The following is a 19,661-nucleotide window of genomic DNA, read 5'->3' as shown; positions in this document are numbered from 1 at the left end:
CAGATATTTATTTCGATAAAATTCTATTGATTTCTCCACGAAGATCTCCCAATTTAACAACATGATTTGCATGGCCGTATGATGCCAGCCAAGAAGTCTTTTGGAAGTCCCTTGATACCGGATGGCCCACATATTGTTCCACGACTCTTTTACCTGAAAATCCAATATTCCCAGCCCCGGACTCAAACAGTCGAATGCCCCTCGATCCATAGCCGATGGCCACTCCCCCAAGTGTCGGATCGGTAATTATTGTTATAACTTTTAACCCAGCTCGTTCTACCCTAGTGATGGCCAGTTGTACTTTGGGGATACTAACCATGGACGAACATCCTTCATGCATGCGAGCACCGCCACCGCAGGCCTGGATAACCATGGGCACTTTTTTCTCTATAGCAATTTCAGCTCCACGCCAAATCTTTTCACCAGTACTCATGCAAAATGAGCCGCCAAGGAATCCAAAATCATTTGCACAAAACACCACATCATTTCCTTCGATCTTTCCATCTCCGGTGATCATGGCAGAGGGCAAACCTGTTTTCACTCGCTCCGAATCTAATTTTTCCTTATAGCCGGGAAAATTCAATATATCTTTATCTAAAACAGATGCTGTTTCTGGATGTTCGACAAATGATCCTTTATCCAGTATGAGGTCTATATAGTCCCAAGCGGAAAGGCGGATGTAACGATGATTACAAATATTGCAAACAAAATCATCATTGGATAGTTGGTTTAAAGAAACCGGATCGAATATCCCATTTCCATTGTTATCTCTACACCCTTTATGACGTTTGATATACCCATTTGAATTTGATGTGGGCAGGCGGGATTTACGTTGCCTTTCAATATGCGCACCTTCTACCCAATGTCCCATTTTGGCCCAGCGATTTATTCTAAATTCATAAACCGCCTCCGATGACAACCCATTCAATTTTTGAATAGTTTTAGCCAATACTTTTTTCAAAGACTTTATGGACTCCTGTGGATAACGGTGGGCCGGTCCTTCAGGTTCATCAATCAATTTATCTACAATGCCATGAGTGAACCCTTCTTTAGAAGTAATTTGGCTAATCTCTGCTGCCTCGTTGGCATGATGGCGGTCGTGAAATAAAATAGACGAGCAAGCTTCCGGCGAAATCACCAAATATGTTGAATTTTCCATGGCTAAAGTAATATCTGTTCCAGTTAATGCAATCGCGCCCCCACTGCATCCCCTATTAATAATGACAGAAATTGTAGGCATTTTAGAATTCACCAATGCCTTGATTGTTCCCCCAATCTTCCAAGCAATACCACCTGCTTCTGATTCTTCCGTAGGATCAGCACCGGGTGTATCCACAAAAATTATTATTATCCGATTTTCTGTATTGGCGATTTCTACTGCTTCAATTGCTTTTTCATAACTGGCGGGAGTAGGCATACCATGGTTCCAACTGCGGACCAATTCTGAATCAGACACTATATTTTGGAATTTTTTATAATCGGATGTTGGCCCACTTTGTTGGCCGATAAGCATGACAGGAATTTCATTAAAATCTGCCCTGTGTACCTGGATTAAACAGGCGCCAAATATATCACGCTTAAGACATTCCTCTGGGTTATTAAAAATAGATAAATAGTCTAAATATTTGGGTCGTTCCGGATGAAATGACAATTGATATTTTTCATATTCGGATAGATTCTCAATGGTTTCCGAATCGTAGTTTTTTATTCCTTTTTCAAAGGGAAAATAAAAGTGATTATTGTTTGCCATGATGGCGATAAAATTTAAATGCGATCGGCAACCAATTCGGCAATATCGAAAACTACCATGGTTTCATCTTGGCCCGTAACCTTGCGAGCATCTTCCATCATAATCATACAAAAATTACAGGATGTGGCTACTTTTTTGGCCCCCGTTTCGATTGCTTCTTCAAATCGTTCCACATTGATCCTTTTACCTTTGTCGATTTCGTACCACATATTGCCACCGCCGGCACCGCAACAAAAACTCTGTTCTTTATTCCGTGGCATTTCCACAATTTTGGCATTGTCACCCATAACAGAATTAAGCACATCTCTTGGCGCATCGTATTCCCCATGATGGCGTCCTACATAACAAGCATCATGAAAAGTTACATCCTCTTCTAAAGAATTATCTGGACTGATTTTCCCTTCTTTTATCAGATCAGCAATGAATTCAGAATGGTGAATAACTTCCAGTTCGGCGCCCATTTCACCATAATCATTTTTCAATGTGGTTAAGCAATGGGGACATTGAGTAACAATTTTCTTTACGCCGTACTTTTCAAAATTCTCCATGTTTTGCGTGGCCTGCATCTGGAATAAATACTCATTCCCAATTCGTCGGGCTGAATCACCAGTACATGTTTCTTCATTCCCAAGGATGGCATAATCCACCCCCGCTTTGTTCATAATTTTTGCTACGGATTTCGAAATGTCTTTTCCCCGGTCATCATAAGCGCCGGAGCAGCCCGCCCAGTATAAATATTCTGCCGATCCTTTATCACGCATTTTCGGGACTTCCATTCCTTCGGTCCACTTTTCACGATCCTGGGGAGACATACCCCATGGATTGCCATAATTCTCAATCTTATCAAATACTTCCATTGCATCCCGAGGGAAATTACTCTCCATGAGAACCAAATCTTGGCGCATGCGGAGGATATCTACCATTGGTTCATTCCCCACAGGGCAAACTTCAATACAGAATCCACATGTTGTGCAGGACCATGCCGCCTCTTCTGACAGCATCCATTTTGAAAGACTATCTATACTTTCGGCACCTTCAGAAAACTCTTTCACATTTTCATTAAAATAATATCGCTTATTAATTTCCAAGGCAGAAGGTGAAAGTTCTTTTCCCGTTTGATAGGCGGGACACCCATCCTGGCAGCGATTGCACATGATACATGCATAGCCATCCAAAAGTTGTTTTTGTGGTAAATGTTCTATTTTCGCCGCGCCGAACTGTTCCGCATCTTCATCTTCCAGATCCATGAGCTCCAAAGTTGAAGGTGATTTGCGATCGACCTGGGCCATATAATTCAGGGGACCCATAAATAAATGGGCATGCTTAGAATAAGGAAAATAAGGCATGAATCCCAAGATTAAACCTAATGCCATCCACCAACCTAAGTGTTCACCAAAGACAAGAGACTCAGGTGACAGTCCGCCCCATGCAGAAGCTAAAAGTGTTGCGCCGGGCTGGCTCCAATCGGCACCCTCGATAGCCACTTCAAATGAGGCGCCCACAAATCGAAAACCAACATGAAGAATAATAAATACACCTACAATAAAGGAATCTCGTTTAATTCCTTTTCGGGCAGATTCACTCAAGAGAACTGGTTCATTAGTGACCAATCTTTCATCTTTCGTGATAAATCGTCGGACCACAAACATAACCACCCCAATAATGACAATCATACTAAAAATATCTACGAAAAATCGGTATATATCCCCAATAATATTGTTGGGGAAAAAGTGAAATCCGGGAACCATGCCATAGAGGACATCAATCACATTCACCAATAAATATAGCGTAAACCCCCAAGCTACGCCGGCGTGAATGGCACCAATAATCGGTCTCGTTTTAAAAAGGGTTTTTTGGCTTAAGAATACGGATAATCCTTTTGGCCAGTTGGCAAGAGCTTTTGCCCAATCAATGGGGTTAGATCCACGGCCGATAACCTTGAACATACGCCGAAAAGTAACCCACGCAAGTCCCATAGAGACGGTAACGAGTATTACAAAAAGGATACGTTCGAGATTTGAGAGCATTTAGATTATTACTGCAATGCTTCAGTCAATTTGGGTACAATTTCTAAGACATCTCCAACTACACCATAATCAGCAATCTCAAAGATGGGCGCTTCCGGATCTTTATTGATGGCGACAATATTCTTAGATCCTTTCATCCCAACCACATGCTGGATTGCACCGGATATGCCTAAGGCCAAATACATTTTGGGTGAAACCGATTGTCCCGAACTACCCACTTGATGTGCAGATGGTAACCATCCTGCATCCACCACCGGTCGAGAGGATGCCAACTCGGCACCCAATGCTTTAGCTAATGCTTGTGCTAATGGAATATTTTCTTCCTTCCCGATTCCCCTTCCGACGGAAACAATCAATTCTGCCGATGTAAGGTCCACGCCGCCAGCTTCTTCTTGGAATGGGTCTTCTGATTCGGTCTTGATCATGGATGCGTCTAAGGCTATGGAACCATCTCTAACCGCTGCCGATCCAGTTTCAATCTTATCTGCAGAAAATGCAGCTGATTGAAAACTTACCAAATATGGGCCGTCACCATTTGGGGTAACATCAGAGAACAATTTTGCATTGAACATTTGTTTCGTGAAAACAACTTTGCCACCATCGGTGCTAAAAGCCACATTATCTACTAGAAACGGTTTCATCAATTTAGCGCTGACTTTTGGGGCAAAATCCCGAACTTGGTAGGTATGGCCAAACAATACATATGTTGGATTTTCCTGTTCAATTATTTGTTTTACCGCTTCAGCGTAACCATCGGATGAATATGATACTAAAAGGTCATCATTTACTTTAATGACTTCTCCTATATTATATGCGGAAGCTTCGTTGGCTAAAGCGTCTCCATTGGCGCCCATAACAACAGCGCCCATTGTGAGGCCCAATCCACTAGCCATTTTTTGCGCCGCAACAATAGATTCTAATCCCATGCGGTGAATTTTACCATTACTGTCTTCAAGTATGATTAAAATATCCATGATTCCCCCTATAATACTTTAATGTCGTTACGGAATGTGTCGATCAATTTTTCTACCATTTGATCCACAGTTCCCTCGATCATAACGGTCTGTTTTTCACTTTGAGGTACATAAACTTTTTCAAGAGATTGCTTACCATCGCCGGCGTTCGACTCCACCACTTTAATCTCTTTTCTTTTGGCGCCCATGATACCTTTTAATGACGGATATCTTGGCGTATTCAACCCTGATTGAATAGTTACACTTGCAGGTAGCGAGAGGGACACCCATTGAAACCACCCTGCTTCCAGCTCACGTTTCACCTTAATTTTACCATCGCCCACCTCAGTTGCCATGGCTAAGGATGCAGTAGCCATCCCCATCATTTCACCAAGAATTACACCAGTTTGCCCCATACCCACATCATCGGACTGGAGACCTGAAAAAATTAAATCAAAATTTTCTGCTTTTAATGCATCCGCAAACAATCCTGCCGTGGTAAGAGGGTCAACGGCACCGGCCGTTTCCATTTGAATATGGATAGCCCTGTCGGCACCTTTAGCCAAAGCTTCCCGAATGACTTTTTGGATTCGAATCGGACCAAGGCTAACTGCTACCACTTCACCTTCGCCATTGGCTTCTTTGATCTGGAGCGCTTCTTCTAATGCATAATTGTCACTTTCGTTCATGACATAGGCAACAGCACCTTCATCCACCCATTTTTGATCAGATTGGATGGGCAGGGGCGATTCAGACCCGGGTACTTGTTTTACTAAAACGGCAATTTTCATGGTATTAATTTCCTGTGAATATGAATAATGGTATTAAAAAGACCATTTAATTTTAGTTAAAGTTATGTTGAATGCCGAGGAAAATTCAAGCTATAAACCGACTGGTCGGTCTATTACAATCTTGCACCACCAATTTTTGAGATAATAAAGAATGAACAATGTTTCCCCCAAGGGACAAATTTTTACACAAACAATGAGTTAGTCATGAAAAGTAGATTAATTTTGGACTAATTAATTTGTGTAATAGATTTTTCATACGGTTCTTATATTAAATGTATGGAAACCATAATGAATTTCATCTTTAGCCATTTGCTCTTTTTCTTAGGGATAATCATACTTTTATGGTCGCTGAAAAGATGGCTTACTCGTAGATAATAATCTTAAAATTTCCCTATAAAAAAAGATTTGACCACAGTATAGGAAAGCTGTAGCTTTTGAACATGCATTTCAGTAACTCTTGCGAGGTAATACTGAAATTGGCAATAGTAATTAACAATATATAAAATGAACGAATACTCAAAAGGATAGATTATGAAAACAAAACTCTTTAAAACATCCTCGATTCTACTTGCAGGAATGATTGTCTTTTCTGCCTGTGATAAAGATGAAGATCCCCCAATTTTTGGTGACGTGGTAGGAACTTGGACCTTATCTGGTCTTAAAGGAACTTACTCCCGAACTGTTGTGACCAAAGATGGCGTGGCGAATTCTGCTGATGCTTACACTTTGGTAGCTTCATGGAATGATGCTGCAGGTTTTGCCGCAGCCACTGGCGCAGATGCGGCTATGGTAGCTGGCGCCACGAGTCAAGATCTGGCATCCTGGAAAGCGGGCGATAATTCACCGGGCTTCCCAAGAACCAATGATTTAAATACTGCAGCACTCGCTGCTTACGGCATATCAATGAAAGGTGTTTTTGACGATGCACCCAGCAAGGATAAACCGGGTACCTATAAAATTACCGGTACTTATCCTTCCATTCGTCTGAATACAGAAACTTGTGCACCATATTTAACTGTTCCCCAGATCAACGACCAGGGTGACTATACGGTCACATTTGACTATTACAGTACCGGCAAACATCAAGTGGCCCTTGCGCCAGCAGTCGATATTGAACAAGTGCTTCCCCCCTTCTCGGATGGAACACTTACCGTGGATGGTGATGCGGGCACAATGACGATTGACTTTTTAGATCGCGACGCTCACAGCTCCCGCTACACAGAAGTGATGGATTCATGGAGCGAAGCCGATGACCGTGTAATCTCAGGTATTGACGCATTACCACGGAATACCGTTGTTGATGCATTCACAATTGCTGAAGATCCCCACGCAGATAAAGATGCAACTGGTGCTCTTGTTACAACAAAAGAAGCCTATATCTATGATCCAAGTGGCAAACTCGCTTCGTGGGGCAACTTTTTAACATGGTATGCTTTCAATATTGTTGCTGAAACATCCTTAAAAGTAACCGATGTTAAAAATCCATTAACGGACCTTGATGGTGATGGAAATATTACACCTGCAGATATGGTCGCTTACATGCATTATGACAACTTGGCCAGTGGTGGTACCGTATCCGCATTTGGCATACCTTACGCCATGTTGGTTAATAGCTCAAATCCAGCACAGCCTGTACCAACAGATGACAGTGCTGGCGATTTTGCCTTAGCAGGATTGGCCACTGCATCCGGTGGTAAAATGAGATTTACACTCAAAAGTGGTGTTTGTATCCCGGTGGATGAAACAATCTCATTCGAATCCCAGTGGACAGCTGCTGAATAAAATTACTCTTTGATGCCTCGCAAGTGTATCGTTCATAGAGGTGGGGGTGGTCTTTGGATCACCCCTATTTTTTTTTTGAAGATAAACAGAATAGGACACAGATGAAAAAAATAATCTCCATTTTTCTATTAAGCGTTATCTTTGCCTTCTCCCAAAAAACCAGTTTAACAGGTGTAATTACCGACAAAAACACTGGTAATCCCTTAATTGGCGCTAATGTAATCATTAACGGTTCTGGTTTAAATACAGGTGCCGCTACGGACTTCAACGGCCATTATACTATTAAGAAAATTCCTGAAGGACCTTTCGATATTAAAGTCACCTATATCGGTTATAGTGAGTTCAAGGGAAAAATCAATATTTCTACCCAGAGCCCAAATACATTTAATGTTCAACTTTCTGTTTCTGCTATTCAGCTACAAGAATATGTGGTTACAGCCAGTCGCGGCAAACGGGAAAAAATTACCGATGCTCCTGCAGCTATTTCCATTATATCAGAATTAAAAATTCGTAATGCAAGCAATCCCAACTTGGGGGATTATTTCAAAAATATAAAAGGAGTTGATTTTACTGCTTCTGGACTAGACAGTTACAATCTGAGCGCTCGTGGGTTTAATTCAAGCTTTAGTAGCCGTTTACTCACATTAACAGATGGACGGATGGCCAATGTCCCCTCCCTGCGATTAATCGCCTACAACGTTATTCCCCTCACCTCTGATGATGTAAAACAGATTGAAGTGGTTTTAGGTCCTTCTTCTTCTCTCTATGGCCCTAATGCGCATGCAGGTGTGGTTAACATTATATCAAAACGTCCCCAAGAATCCCTGGGTACAGTTATTGGATTTACAGGCGGAACAAGAAATTTTGCAAAAGCACAAGTTCGCCATTCCCAGCAAATAGGAAACTTTGCCTATAAAGTGTCTTTGGTCAATTTTTCTGCCCATGATTGGGAATATATTGAACATGCGGAAAGAACAGCCCATTATAATCAATGGCAAAATGATGATTTTGGCGATGGCGATAAATTGGATGATTATTTTGAAGATGGAAATGCTTGGTGGAAGGGTTGGGATATTGAAGTAGATCGTGATGGCGATGGTATTGTGGATACGACCTATCTTGGTTCCGATAATATAATCCGGGACCGCAATAATGATGGCGTGGATGATATGCCCAATTTTGACATTAAAAATACCCGTTTCGATTTGCGGATGGATTATGATTTCTCCCCGGAACATTTTGTCAGCTTAAATTATGGTTTTGCCCAGGCAACAAATATTAATATAACAGGAATCGGTCGTTACTTGGCCGATGACTGGATCTATCAATTCTTTCAAACTCGATGGATCTATAAAAACTGGTTTGCCCAGGCCTACCTGAATACAAGCATTTCTGGTACAACACGCAATATGAGAACCGGTGGTGTTGTATGGGATCAGTCCAAATTTTTTCATCTACAATTCCAGCACAATCTTGATTTCAATTTTCTCAATACCAAACTAATCTGGGGTGGAGATTATCAACGGACCATGCCCAAAACATTTGGTACGATACTTCCTGATGGGTCTGGTGGTAATAATCCAATTAGTTTTGACGAAGATGGAAAAGATAATGATGGTGATGGAGAAATAGATGAGTGGGATGAATTATTTGTCACCAACGAATTCGGTCTTTATGGTCAATCCCAATCCAAACTTTCCGATCATTTTGAGCTAATCATATCAGGTCGGATCGATCTTCACAGTGGTTTACTGGATGAAAATGGTATTCCCTTTATTCTTGATCCACTTACGATGGAGACAGCTAATTTTTCCCCACAGATTTCTCCCAAATTTGGATTGATGTGGAAACCTAAAGACAACCAAACATTCCGATTAACTGCAGCCAGAGCCTTTAATACGCCATCATCTCAAGGCTTGTACTTGGATGTTTTAGCGGCCCAATATTCCATCTTTCCTGTAAAAGCCCGAGGCAACAAAGATGGCTATGGTTATACCCGAAATACCGATGGCAATCTTATGATGTATGATGTGCGGGATGGTTCACCATCTGAGTTCCGATGGGCAAATATGCCAGAAAAATCTGTACTTTTTATACCGGCGGTTCTGGGCAGACCTCATGCCTTTGTTCATGAAGAAGATTATAAATATTTGGATCCCGTTCGTTCTGAAGAAGTATGGACTTACGAATTTGGCTATGCTGGTTTTGTGGGTGAACGAACTCGCGCCACTTTCGATTTTTACTATAGCAAATACAGCGATTTTGTTAGTGATTTAACCTGGGTAACTCCCGTTGTGTTGGATACGTCCAACGGCTTTTATTCTGTAGATAACCCCGATCCGGCTATACTTGGATTCATTCCTACTTCTAATCATAGTGGTATTAAAGATGGGGGCGATGGCATACCTGGCGCCTACTATATTGAAAGAGGATCATCTAAATGGAGTATAATTCCAAGCGGTTGGTGGAATAAAGATCCCGCAGCACGGAAGGGTACTGAATTGGTCATTTCCAATGGTGACACCTTGGGTGCTTGGTGGTCTGACGACTCAGTTGATTTTGATAATCCTGTTAATTTAATGTTGACCAATATCAACTATGGCGCCGTGAGTTTGTGGGGATTGGATGCTAGTTTTTACACCTTTATTACGCCACAGATTACAGCAGATATTAATTTTTCATATTTGGGTAAAACACGCTTTTGGAATTTCTTAACACGGGATTATGACCCCATCAATGCACCAAAGTTTAAAGTGAATGGTAAGCTAGCTTATAATTCTGAAATAGGATTCCACGGAAATATTGGATTTCGATACATCCCTGAATTTGAATGGGCCGCCGGCGTGCATTATGGGATTATTGAGCAATATCTGGTTGTGGATTCCATGGTAGGATATCGTTTCGGTAAGCGATATGACTTATTGCTTAATATTAATAATCTCAATGGCGATGTCCACCGTGAAATTGTTGGCGGACCAAAATTAGGTCGGCACATTACACTAAAACTCAATGCCCGATTTTAAGCACTTTATAAATATCAAATCTAAATAAAAAAGGCCTCCGTAACCGGGGGCCTTTTCTTTTTTCTAAAAATAGAAGCAGGATTGTAGGAATCCTGGGAGCGGGGGAACAACCAGTCTTCTTTAGTTACAATCCTGCTATAAGTAGACGAAAAATTATCTCAGCATTTCTCCTCGGTCAAGTGTTTTTTAAAAGAAATTTTACCTTAATTTCCACCATGTTAGAATTCTTCATAAATGTAGATAAGGCGATTTTTCACTTTTTCAACACGACTACAGCCAATCCAATCTTTGATTTTTTAATGCCAATAATTACCAATCAGAATATCTGGGCCGTTCCAATTTTATTCATTGTTTTCTATTTGGCTATAAAAGGCGGTCGTCGAGGACAAATCTGCGTAGTGATTTTAATAGTTTCTGTTGGATTGGCGGACTATACATCTGCCTCAATCTTGAAGCCATTTTTTCAGCGCCTCAGACCCAGCCATGAATTAACAGAAGGAATTAGAGTTTTAATGGGGAAAGGTGGCAAGTACGGCTTTGTTTCTTCTCATGCTGCCAATATGTTTGCGGCAGCGGTAGTTTTCAGCTATTTCTACGAGCGCTATAATAAAGTCTTTTTCACCATTGCAACCATGATTGCTTTCAGCCGCGTGTATGTTGGTGTGCATTATCCCGCCGATATTATTTTCGGAGGATTGCTAGGCTATGGTCTTTCCTGGGCTGTCCTCAGCCTGTGGGTTATAATTAAAATGAGGGAATTAAAAAGGGGCGCAAAGTGGATTCTCTACTAATTAGGTAGTGATCCTTCTGGGGGGGTGATTGGATATTCACCAAATCCATTATTGGCCGGTGGTGTAATTTCACCATTTTTCTGTTCAAACTTATTAATATTATCACCCAATGCCGCTAAAAATGCTTTGGCATGTTGGGGCGCCATTATCACCCGAGAATGAACCCGCGCCTTAGTGACGCCGGGAAGAATCTTAGTAAAATCCATGACAAATTCTGCCGGTGAATGGGTAACCACCACAAAATTAGCATATTCTCCTTCACTCACTTCCTGAGAGAGTTCAATATTAATTTGCTGAATATTCTTATTATCTTCCATGATTATGAACTTTTGGTTGATCCTTTGAAATCTCGCTGGTTGAAATCTTCCCACTCTTCTTCGATACCTTCAAAATCTTCATAGCCTTTTATTTCTTCATCTTCGGCCTTTTGTTTATACATTTCTATTTCGCCTTCGTATAAACTGAAAATATCTTTTTTCTTCTCAAATTGAGCAGGATCAACATCTTCTTCATCATCCGGTTCAAGACGTTCTACATCTTCACTGTAAACCTTTTGATCAAAGAAATCCAAGTCTTCTACCATGCCATTGGTCATGAGAAATTCTAGGAAGTCCAGAAATTTTCTATCTTTTAAATCTGTTTTACAATTTTTGCAAACCAGTGATTCTTTAATATCCACTTCATCCAAAGTGGCTTCGCATACAGGGCAGATTATGCCTTCTAACATGAATTTTTTCCTCTAAAATGGGACACGAATATAATCGGAGTCAATTCACTCAGCAACAATTATTCATCGCTTATTTTGCATTTTTTTAAGCAATGTTTTTTCACCATTTGTGAGCTCTTGACCCCTTCTTTCTTTTACATGATATGCAGTTTCAATGAATTTGTCAAGCATTACTTTTCGATGTTTACCATTTACGTACCATGTAAATGGTCGAATCGTCTTCGGTGGAAAGCCATCTGTCGCAATCATGGCTCCCGGCCCAATTAAGGTTCCTGTATTTATAACGGTACCGATTGCTGTTTTTACATGGTCTCCCATAAAGCAGCCAATGTGTAATGATTTTGTATCTACACTTTTATCATTTACCTGGACTTTAACCGAAGCATAATTATTTTTTAGATTACTATTTTGGGTTCCGGCACCAAGGTTTACCCACTCACCCAAAAAGGAATCACCTAGATGTCCATCGTGAACCTTGTTGGTAAACCCTTGAATAATAACAGTATCTACCTCACCACCGATTTTACATTCTGGACCAATTATTGAATTTTTAAGTTGGGTAAATGGTTTAATCACGGAACCGGGACCAACATATAATGGCCCCTCTAAATAAGTTTGGCCATAAATCAATACGCCATCATCAATTATTACCGGTCCATTTTCAGCATTAATCAATGTCGTAGGTTGAATCGTGGCATCCCCAACAAATACCTGTTCTTCATTCATGAAAACAGCATTGGGATATTTTGACGCATTAAATTTATTTTGAAATTGCTGAGACTCAGAAAAAATTGTTTGTGAAATCTGCCCCAAAATATTCCAAAGATATTGACAATGAGCTGCTTCAAACTCTATTTTATTTTCTAAAGGTGGTTCAGTCTTATTTGGTCCACCCATTTTGATCCATTTATTTCCATCATTTTTTGAAAGATTTGCACCGATGATATTTTGATTTGAATAAAATACTATATCCTCTTTTTGGAATAAGCTTGCAGCAGTTTCATCCCATATCACATTTCCCAAAAGCCATAAGCCATCTTCAACAGAATTTGGATTGACAGCTAAACCGGGGTGTCTCTCTGCGGTTACATCCTTTAATTCGTCTCTTACGAATAAAGAAATCTTTTCATCTGGAAAAATGGACTGAATTCGCTCCAAGAAAGTTTCAGCCCCAATCCGAATATCAAATGATGCCCTTGTAAGTGAAATCGGATCAAAATTCAATGCCGATTGATCTTCGTAAACATATATATTCATCGTATTCCCATTATTTGAAATATTTCCTTAAAACCACTTTCCATCAAGTCGCTTCCATGGCGACGAATCATTACATTAAAATAATCCTCTCCCTCTTCACTATAAAAACCCACTTTTAATGGTGCATTCACCTCGGAACAAATCGTCGCGGAAACAGGCGCAAAATCCTGATTCAAATCCAAAACTGCATCCGCTTGGATTCGCTGGCAAGCCCAATTCAACTTTTTTCCCGGGAGGCCCCAACGATTTAGATCTGCCTCTGTATATAATATAAAATCACGAAAATCTTCTAAGTTTAATAGATTACCAACATGAGCAGGGCCAAGAATCTGTACTTTATTAATATCCTTTGGACCTAGAGCATTACGCATGGAAAAGACAAATCGTTTTGCCAATTCTGATTGGGTAGTATGTTCCGGGAGAATAATCAGGAACCTGTAGACACCCCTCCCGTTAGGAGACAATGAAAAGGTATCGGTCCCATAATTATTTTTTTTCCGTAGTCGATGCCACCAAAGGGCTGCTTTTGTTTTCTTTGAAACTTCCATAATTCGTTTACTTTGGATTCTTCTGCTTTCTTAAGACAAAGAAAATAGTATTAACTTCGCCAACTCTTGAAAGGATAAAATTACGTGAGTGTCGGTAAAAAAATGTTGTGGGGAGGCCTGGGATGGGTCTTGGGCGGTCCAATTGGTGCCATAATCGGTTATTCTTTGGCCGGGATGTCAGCACAAGCCAGCGGCACCTATGGGGGCGCTTACCAATCCAGTGATTATCCTCAAACCCAACCGGGAGACTTTATTGTATCCTTATTGGTTCTGTTTTCGGCTGTGATGAAAGCGGACAAACAAATGCTGAAATCTGAACTGGATTATGTAAAACAATTCCTATCCAAGCAATTTAGTCAAAAACAAGTTCGGGATTTTATGACCCTGTTCAAGGATATTGTGAAACAAGATTATCCACTCAAGGATGTGTGCCGGCAAATCGTCCGTTCTATGGATCACCCCAGCCGATTGGAATTAATTCATGTATTATTTGGACTTTCAAAATCGGATGGTCATGTCCACCCAGACGAAGTGAAGGTTATCCATACTATCGCCCGTTATCTAAATATTAATGAAGGTGATTTTGATTCCATCCGGGCCATGTTTTTTAGAGATACACTTTCTGATTACACCATCTTAGAAGTAGACCTTTCCGCCTCTGATAGTGACGTAAAAAAAGCTTATCGGAAAATGGCTACAAAATATCACCCCGATAAAGTGGGACACTTAGGTAAAGACCTCATCAGTTTGGCAGAAGAAAAATTCAAAGCAGTGAATGATGCTTATCAAAACATTAAAAAAGATCGCGGAATGAAATAGTGGCGGATAAAGCAGGTCAATTCCCCTTCACCCGTGGCATCTATCCCAATATGTATCAGGATAGGCTTTGGACCATGCGCCAATATGCTGGATTTACTTCTGCTGAAGAATCCAACCAACGCTATCGTTATCTTCTAGACCAAGGAGTATCGGGACTATCAGTGGCCTTTGACCTACCCACACAAATAGGATATGATTCAGATCATTCCATGGCAGAAGGAGAAGTGGGAAAAGTGGGTGTCCCCATTTCTTCCATCCGGGATATAGATCGATTATTTAAGGATATACCACTAGATCAAGTGTCCACATCCATGACCATAAATGCCACGGCAGCAACTATGTTGGCTTTATACATTGTGTCTGCAGAAAAAAATGGCGTCGCCCCGGACAAACTTCACGGCACGATTCAGAATGATATATTAAAAGAATACATCGCACGAGGAACTTACATTTATCCACCGGAAGCGTCTATGCGACTGGTAACGGATGTATTTTCATTTTGCGCAGATCATGTCCCTAAATGGAATACGATTTCCATTTCTGGTTACCACATACGGGAAGCGGGATCCACCGCCGCCCAAGAACTGGCTTTCACAATCGCCAATGGAATTGCATACGTTCAGGCTGCCATAGATAAAGGATTAAAAGTAGATGCTTTTGGAAAAAGGCTTTCATTCTTTTTTAACGCTCATAATGATTTTCTAACTGAAATAGCAAAATTCCGAGCTGCCCGAAGCCTTTGGGCAAAAATCATGAAAGATCGCTTTGGTGCTACAGATGAAAAAGCCATGCTATGCCGATTTCACACCCAAACCGGTGGCTCCACACTAACAGCGCAACAAGTAGATAATAATGTGGTGCGCACTACAATTCAAGCTTTATCCGCGGTTCTGGGCGGGACCCAATCATTACATACGAATGCATTTGATGAAGCATTAGCATTGCCTACAGACAATTCTGCGAAATTGGCCCTACGAACCCAACAGGTGATTGCCCATGAATCGGGTGTTACAAATTTTGTAGATCCACTGGGTGGTAGTGAAGTGATAGAAAAACTCACATCAGATTTAGAAGAAGAAGCTTTGGCAATCATTGAAAAAATTGACAATATGGGTGGCGCAATTTCTGCCATCAAGGCGGGATGGGTTCAAAGTGAGATTGGTAAAAGTGCCTATGAATACCAGAAGTCCGTGGATAGCAAAGACAATAAGATTGTTGGTGTAAATAGTTTTGAAGAAGATGATGAATCAGAATCTGACCTTCAGGAAATCAACCAAGAATCGGTAAAAAATCAAATTGATGGCGTCCTAAAGTTTAAGGAAGATCGGGATAATGGTTCCGTTCAATCAAAGCTAACTGTGCTGCAATCCGTAGCCAATTCTGAGAATAATTTAATGCCTGCCATTATTGACTGTATTCGCGCTGAATGTACATTAGGTGAGGTGGCAGATTCATTACGATCCCAATTTGGAGAATTTTAACCTAAATCAACATTATTTTTATTTTATATATTTTTTCTTACATCTAAAATAAAACACTGTTTTGAAGCATATTATTTCAATTTGGAACATGTTTAAACTAATTAAGTATTATTAAGTTCTTACTTAGTTATCATCCCTTTTTAAAAAAATAAGGCATAGATTATGAAAAAGATTCTCGCAAGCGTAACACTCCTATTTATAGTTTCCTGTGGAAAACAAACGGCCCCGGCTCTGGAACTCCAAGATACAGATGCAACACAAAATTCTAGTGAAGTAAAACGTGCCGAACTCCCAACACCACAAGAAGCAACTTTTGCTGCCAAACCAGAAGTTATTGAAGAAACGAATTCAACCGATATACCGGAACACGGACCTGCTGCCGATGTTGATAAGGATAAAAAAATAGTTTCAGAGAAACCAAAAAAAGAAATTAAGGTTGACCCTGAAGTTTTATTCCCAGATTTCGCATGGGAAAAGCAAATGATAGAGCCCGGCGACTTTTTGATTAAAATCGCAAAAAGAGAATATGGCGATTTTCGCCTGTGGCGTCAGATCTACGCATGGAATAAAAATGAAATTGGCGAAAACCCAAATATCATATTTCCCTATCATTTTCTAAATCTTCAAAAGGAACGTCTCTCCGCAAAAACAGCTGAACCGACTTATACAGAATACACTGTTCAGACTGGTGACAATCTTTGGAATATCGCAGGGAATAAATATGGCGATGCAAAATCATGGATCATTCTTCTTTGGGATAATGAAGAAACAATCAAAGCCAATGCCGGTATATTAAATCCCGGTATGACTTTGAAACTGCGTGAAAAGTTAGACCCCAACGCTTAAAACACCATGTTGTTTACCAACCTGGTCCAGGCCAACCTGAAAACCAGGATATTTGGTCAACAGATTGAATATTATACCCGGCTGGAATCCACCAATTCTGAAGCTTGGGAAATTATTATTGAGGGCGCCCAGTCGGGTGCCCTTATTGTTACAGACAATCAATTTAGTGGCAAAGGCCGAGCCGATCGTAAATGGTTTGCAGCTGCTGATAAAAGCCTCACCTTCTCCCTCATTCTTCTTCATGATTTAAATGCGAATCTTTCCGGTTGGCTTCCTATCTTATCTGGACTGGCCGTTCAAAAAGCGCTGTTGAATTTTAATACGGATGTAAAATTGAAATGGCCCAACGACCTTATCCTAAACGGGAAAAAAGTGGGCGGCATTCTCTGTGAGTCAAAAGTAAAAGGGAATAAATTAAATCAAGCCGTAATTGGCATCGGACTCAATGTGAATGAAACCATGGATGATTTTGACCAATCACTCCAAACTTCCGCCACATCTATGCATATTCAATCCAATATATTTTTCCAGCGCGAAAGGGTTTTAGCAGAAATATTAAATACGCTAGAACCTCTAATCGATGGACTTCCTGAAAATATTAAAACGATCCAATCCCATTGGGAAGCTGCTTGCGGCCATTTAAACGAAACGGTACACTTTCATAACGGGGACGAAATGATCAATGGCATTTTTAAATCTTTGGGTGAAACAGGATCGGCTGTATTAGAAGTAAATGGCCAAGAAAAACGGTTTTACTCTGGCGAAATATCCTGATCAAAAACGGTGCATAGGCGATACTTTGATCTGCACCTCATAGTTATTAAATTTTTCTTTTAAACTTTTTTCAAGTCCTTGGTTGCAAGCAACAATATCCTTCTGAGTTGTCCCAATTTTCATATTAGTCCCAAATAAAATAACTTGGTGATTTTCAGTATTCACCACCCTGATGTCGTGAAAATCCGTTACCCGATCATCTTGGGAAGTAATGCTGGATAAATGGTTCATCACATCCTGCACAAGGGGATCATTGGGATGGACTGGGTCCAAATGAATGGTAGGTTCCACGCCCAATGATGCTTCAAGCCGAGACTCCACTTCTTCTGAAATATCGTGCGCTTCTCCGGTGGATTTTATTGCATCAATCTCAACATGAATGCTTACAAATTTATCATGACCATAACTATGAACAATAATATCATGGGCACCTAATACACCATTCACATCCAAAACAATTTGGCGAATAGTTTCCACCTCTTCAGATGAAGGCGGTTTACCGATGAGATCATCCACAGCCTCTTTGGCAATCTCATAACCGGTATAAATTAAAAATAGAGAAACGCCCAATCCCGCCCAACCATCTACGGCAGGATAACCAAAATTACCGGCGACCAATGCAATTACCACCAATAGACTCGAAATTGCATCGGAACGATGGTGCCATGCATCGGCATGGAGTGTTCCCGAGGCTATCTTTGACGATAAAAATTCTGCATATCGCGCTGTTACCTCTTTTAAAAGGATGGTGACACCCAAAGCAACAACCATCCACCATTCAGAAGATACTAATTCTGGATTTCTAATTCTGTCAATGGCCACTTGAATAAATTCAATTCCTGCAACTACCAACAAAATAGCGATAATTAAAGTGGCAATATATTCTGCCCGCCCATGTCCATAAGGATGTTCAACATCTGCAGGTTTTTCCGCTTGTTTAAATCCCCAAATAACCACACCTGATGATATAACATCACTCAAAGTATGGACTGCATCTGCGATGAGACTAACGGCGCCCACCATAATTCCAATCGCTAATTTTATAACAAAAAGAATTCCATTAACGAGGACTGAAACCCAACCTTCAAAGACACCAATTTTTGTTCGGTAGATTTGGGCCGATTCTTTGGTCTTGGGGACGAAATAATTGGTGATGAATTCAAACATGTTATTTATCGATTTTTAATCTATCTAATGGACTTTTAATTCGGTTGAATGACACTTTAGAAATGTGTGTGTATATTTGTGTTGTTTCTAATCTTTTATGCCCTAACAATTCTTGAATAAATCGAATATCTGTTCCATTTTCTAATAAATGCGTCGCAAAACTATGGCGTAATGTATGAACAGTTGCATGCTTTTTAATGCCAACTTTATTCACTGCCTTTTTCATAATCGCTTGGACAGAACTGGCACTATACTTCCCCCCTTTTTGCCCTTCGAATAAATAGTGTGACGGATGATATTCTAGCAAATAGCGCTTTAAAACCATTTTCAATGATTTCGACAAAACAGACTGGCGATCCTTTTTCCCTTTTCCCATTTTAACAACAATGAGATTTCGATCAAAATCTATATCTTTTATTTGGAGAGAAATAAGTTCGTTTAAACGAATCCCCGATGAATAAACTGTCATTAAAATCGTTTTATGTTTTAAATTTTTCACAGAATTCAAAATACGTGCTACTTCCGATTCTGAGAGGACAACGGGAATTTTTTCTTCTTTTCGAAATCGAATGTTTAAGGCAGAAGGAATGTCCCTATTTAATACTTCAGAAAAAACAAATTTTAACGAAGCAATTGTTTGCTTCATGGAAGAAATAGATCGCGATTGTGTATGTATTAAATTATATAAATACTTTTCAACAACGTCATCATTTACTTTTGTAACTTTGACTGTAATGAGCCAGCTGGCAAAATGGCTTATAGCAGACAAATAAGATGCAATAGTTTGATTGCTATAATTACGAATTACAAGCTTTTGTTTTGCGGATTCTAATAATTGGGCTTTTTGCATAATGATGCGGTTAAAACACAATAATAAGTTAAAGATTGAACCCGCTAAACGCAATATTGGGTTTAGCAAGATGTT

General features: G+C 40.2%; 17 protein-coding genes. 7 read left to right on the top strand and 10 right to left on the bottom strand.

The genetic code is table 11. The features are described 5' to 3' along the window. Positions 1–7: 7 nt before the first annotated feature. The 4 genes from HN459_00845 to HN459_00830 are packed head-to-tail and all read right to left on the bottom strand — an operon-like array spanning position 8 to position 5,521. Complete coding sequence (locus HN459_00845; GenBank protein ID MBT3477990.1) at positions 8–1,750, bottom strand: acetyl-CoA carboxylase carboxyl transferase subunit alpha/beta; 1,743 nt, start codon at positions 1,748–1,750, stop codon at positions 8–10. A 14-nt stretch (positions 1,751–1,764) separates the two neighbouring features. Next, positions 1,765–3,777, bottom strand: coding sequence for a (Fe-S)-binding protein (locus HN459_00840; protein ID MBT3477989.1), 2,013 nt, complete (start codon positions 3,775–3,777; stop codon positions 1,765–1,767). A gap of 8 nt (positions 3,778–3,785) precedes the next feature. Further along, positions 3,786–4,751, bottom strand: a complete 966-nt coding sequence (locus HN459_00835) for an electron transfer flavoprotein subunit alpha/FixB family protein (GenBank protein MBT3477988.1) — start codon at positions 4,749–4,751, stop codon at positions 3,786–3,788. Positions 4,752–4,759: 8 nt separating this feature from the next. Continuing rightward, on the bottom strand, positions 4,760–5,521 hold the full coding sequence (locus HN459_00830; GenBank protein MBT3477987.1) for an electron transfer flavoprotein subunit beta/FixA family protein: 762 nt from the start codon (positions 5,519–5,521) through the stop codon (positions 4,760–4,762). Between the two features lie 531 nt (positions 5,522–6,052). Between HN459_00830 and HN459_00825 the strand changes: the two genes are divergently transcribed. The 3 genes from HN459_00825 to HN459_00815 all read left to right on the top strand — a co-directional run bounded on the left by HN459_00825 (position 6,053) and on the right by HN459_00815 (position 11,117). Then, the gene (locus HN459_00825; protein ID MBT3477986.1) at positions 6,053–7,303 is read left to right on the top strand and encodes a hypothetical protein; all 1,251 of its coding nucleotides are present in this window, start codon (positions 6,053–6,055) and stop codon (positions 7,301–7,303) included. Between the two features lie 101 nt (positions 7,304–7,404). Beyond that, complete coding sequence (locus HN459_00820; protein ID MBT3477985.1) at positions 7,405–10,326, top strand: TonB-dependent receptor; 2,922 nt, start codon at positions 7,405–7,407, stop codon at positions 10,324–10,326. Between the two features lie 215 nt (positions 10,327–10,541). After that, positions 10,542–11,117: a phosphatase PAP2 family protein gene (locus HN459_00815; protein MBT3477984.1), complete on the top strand. Its 576-nt coding sequence runs from the start codon at positions 10,542–10,544 to the stop codon at positions 11,115–11,117. On the opposite strand, the gene HN459_00810 is transcribed toward HN459_00815, so the two are convergent. The 4 genes from HN459_00810 to HN459_00795 form a co-directional block, all read right to left on the bottom strand. Continuing rightward, a complete protein-coding gene (locus tag HN459_00810; GenBank protein ID MBT3477983.1) occupies positions 11,114–11,434 on the bottom strand; it encodes a DUF3467 domain-containing protein in 321 nt (106 codons plus the stop codon). The two genes, HN459_00815 and HN459_00810, sit on opposite strands and share 4 nt — an antisense overlap. A 2-nt stretch (positions 11,435–11,436) precedes the next feature. After that, the gene (locus tag HN459_00805; protein ID MBT3477982.1) at positions 11,437–11,844 is read right to left on the bottom strand and encodes a hypothetical protein; all 408 of its coding nucleotides are present in this window, start codon (positions 11,842–11,844) and stop codon (positions 11,437–11,439) included. Positions 11,845–11,907: 63 nt separating this feature from the next. Next, on the bottom strand, positions 11,908–13,101 hold the full coding sequence (locus tag HN459_00800) for a hypothetical protein (GenBank protein ID MBT3477981.1): 1,194 nt from the start codon (positions 13,099–13,101) through the stop codon (positions 11,908–11,910). Further along, positions 13,098–13,649, bottom strand: coding sequence for a hypothetical protein (locus HN459_00795; protein MBT3477980.1), 552 nt, complete (start codon positions 13,647–13,649; stop codon positions 13,098–13,100). The genes HN459_00800 and HN459_00795 overlap by 4 nt, the downstream gene beginning before the upstream one ends. Before the next feature lie 102 nt (positions 13,650–13,751). Here HN459_00795 and HN459_00790 point away from each other — a divergent pair, with 102 nt between their 5' ends. From HN459_00790 to HN459_00775, 4 genes are all read left to right on the top strand, one after another. Continuing rightward, complete coding sequence (locus tag HN459_00790; protein ID MBT3477979.1) at positions 13,752–14,468, top strand: DnaJ domain-containing protein; 717 nt, start codon at positions 13,752–13,754, stop codon at positions 14,466–14,468. After that, the gene (locus HN459_00785; GenBank protein MBT3477978.1) at positions 14,465–15,949 is read left to right on the top strand and encodes a methylmalonyl-CoA mutase; all 1,485 of its coding nucleotides are present in this window, start codon (positions 14,465–14,467) and stop codon (positions 15,947–15,949) included. Before HN459_00790 ends, HN459_00785 begins: the two co-directional genes overlap by 4 nt. A gap of 162 nt (positions 15,950–16,111) precedes the next feature. Then, a complete protein-coding gene (locus HN459_00780; GenBank protein ID MBT3477977.1) occupies positions 16,112–16,795 on the top strand; it encodes a LysM peptidoglycan-binding domain-containing protein in 684 nt (227 codons plus the stop codon). Positions 16,796–16,801: 6 nt separating this feature from the next. Continuing rightward, positions 16,802–17,569, top strand: a complete 768-nt coding sequence (locus HN459_00775; GenBank protein ID MBT3477976.1) for a biotin--[acetyl-CoA-carboxylase] ligase — start codon at positions 16,802–16,804, stop codon at positions 17,567–17,569. Here the strand turns inward: HN459_00775 and HN459_00770 are convergent, their stop codons facing one another. Together HN459_00770 and HN459_00765 are read right to left on the bottom strand one after the other, a co-directional pair. Next, positions 17,570–18,736, bottom strand: a complete 1,167-nt coding sequence (locus HN459_00770) for a cation transporter (GenBank protein MBT3477975.1) — start codon at positions 18,734–18,736, stop codon at positions 17,570–17,572. Position 18,737: 1 nt separating this feature from the next. Then, on the bottom strand, positions 18,738–19,586 hold the full coding sequence (locus HN459_00765; protein ID MBT3477974.1) for a tyrosine-type recombinase/integrase: 849 nt from the start codon (positions 19,584–19,586) through the stop codon (positions 18,738–18,740). Positions 19,587–19,661 lie beyond the last annotated feature (75 nt).

The organism is Candidatus Neomarinimicrobiota bacterium (assembly GCA_018647265.1).
GTDB lineage: Bacteria > Fidelibacterota > Marinisomatia > Marinisomatales > TCS55 > TCS55.
The sequence above is the reverse complement of the archived record's forward strand: the minus strand, read 5'-3'. Positions and strand labels throughout refer to the sequence as shown.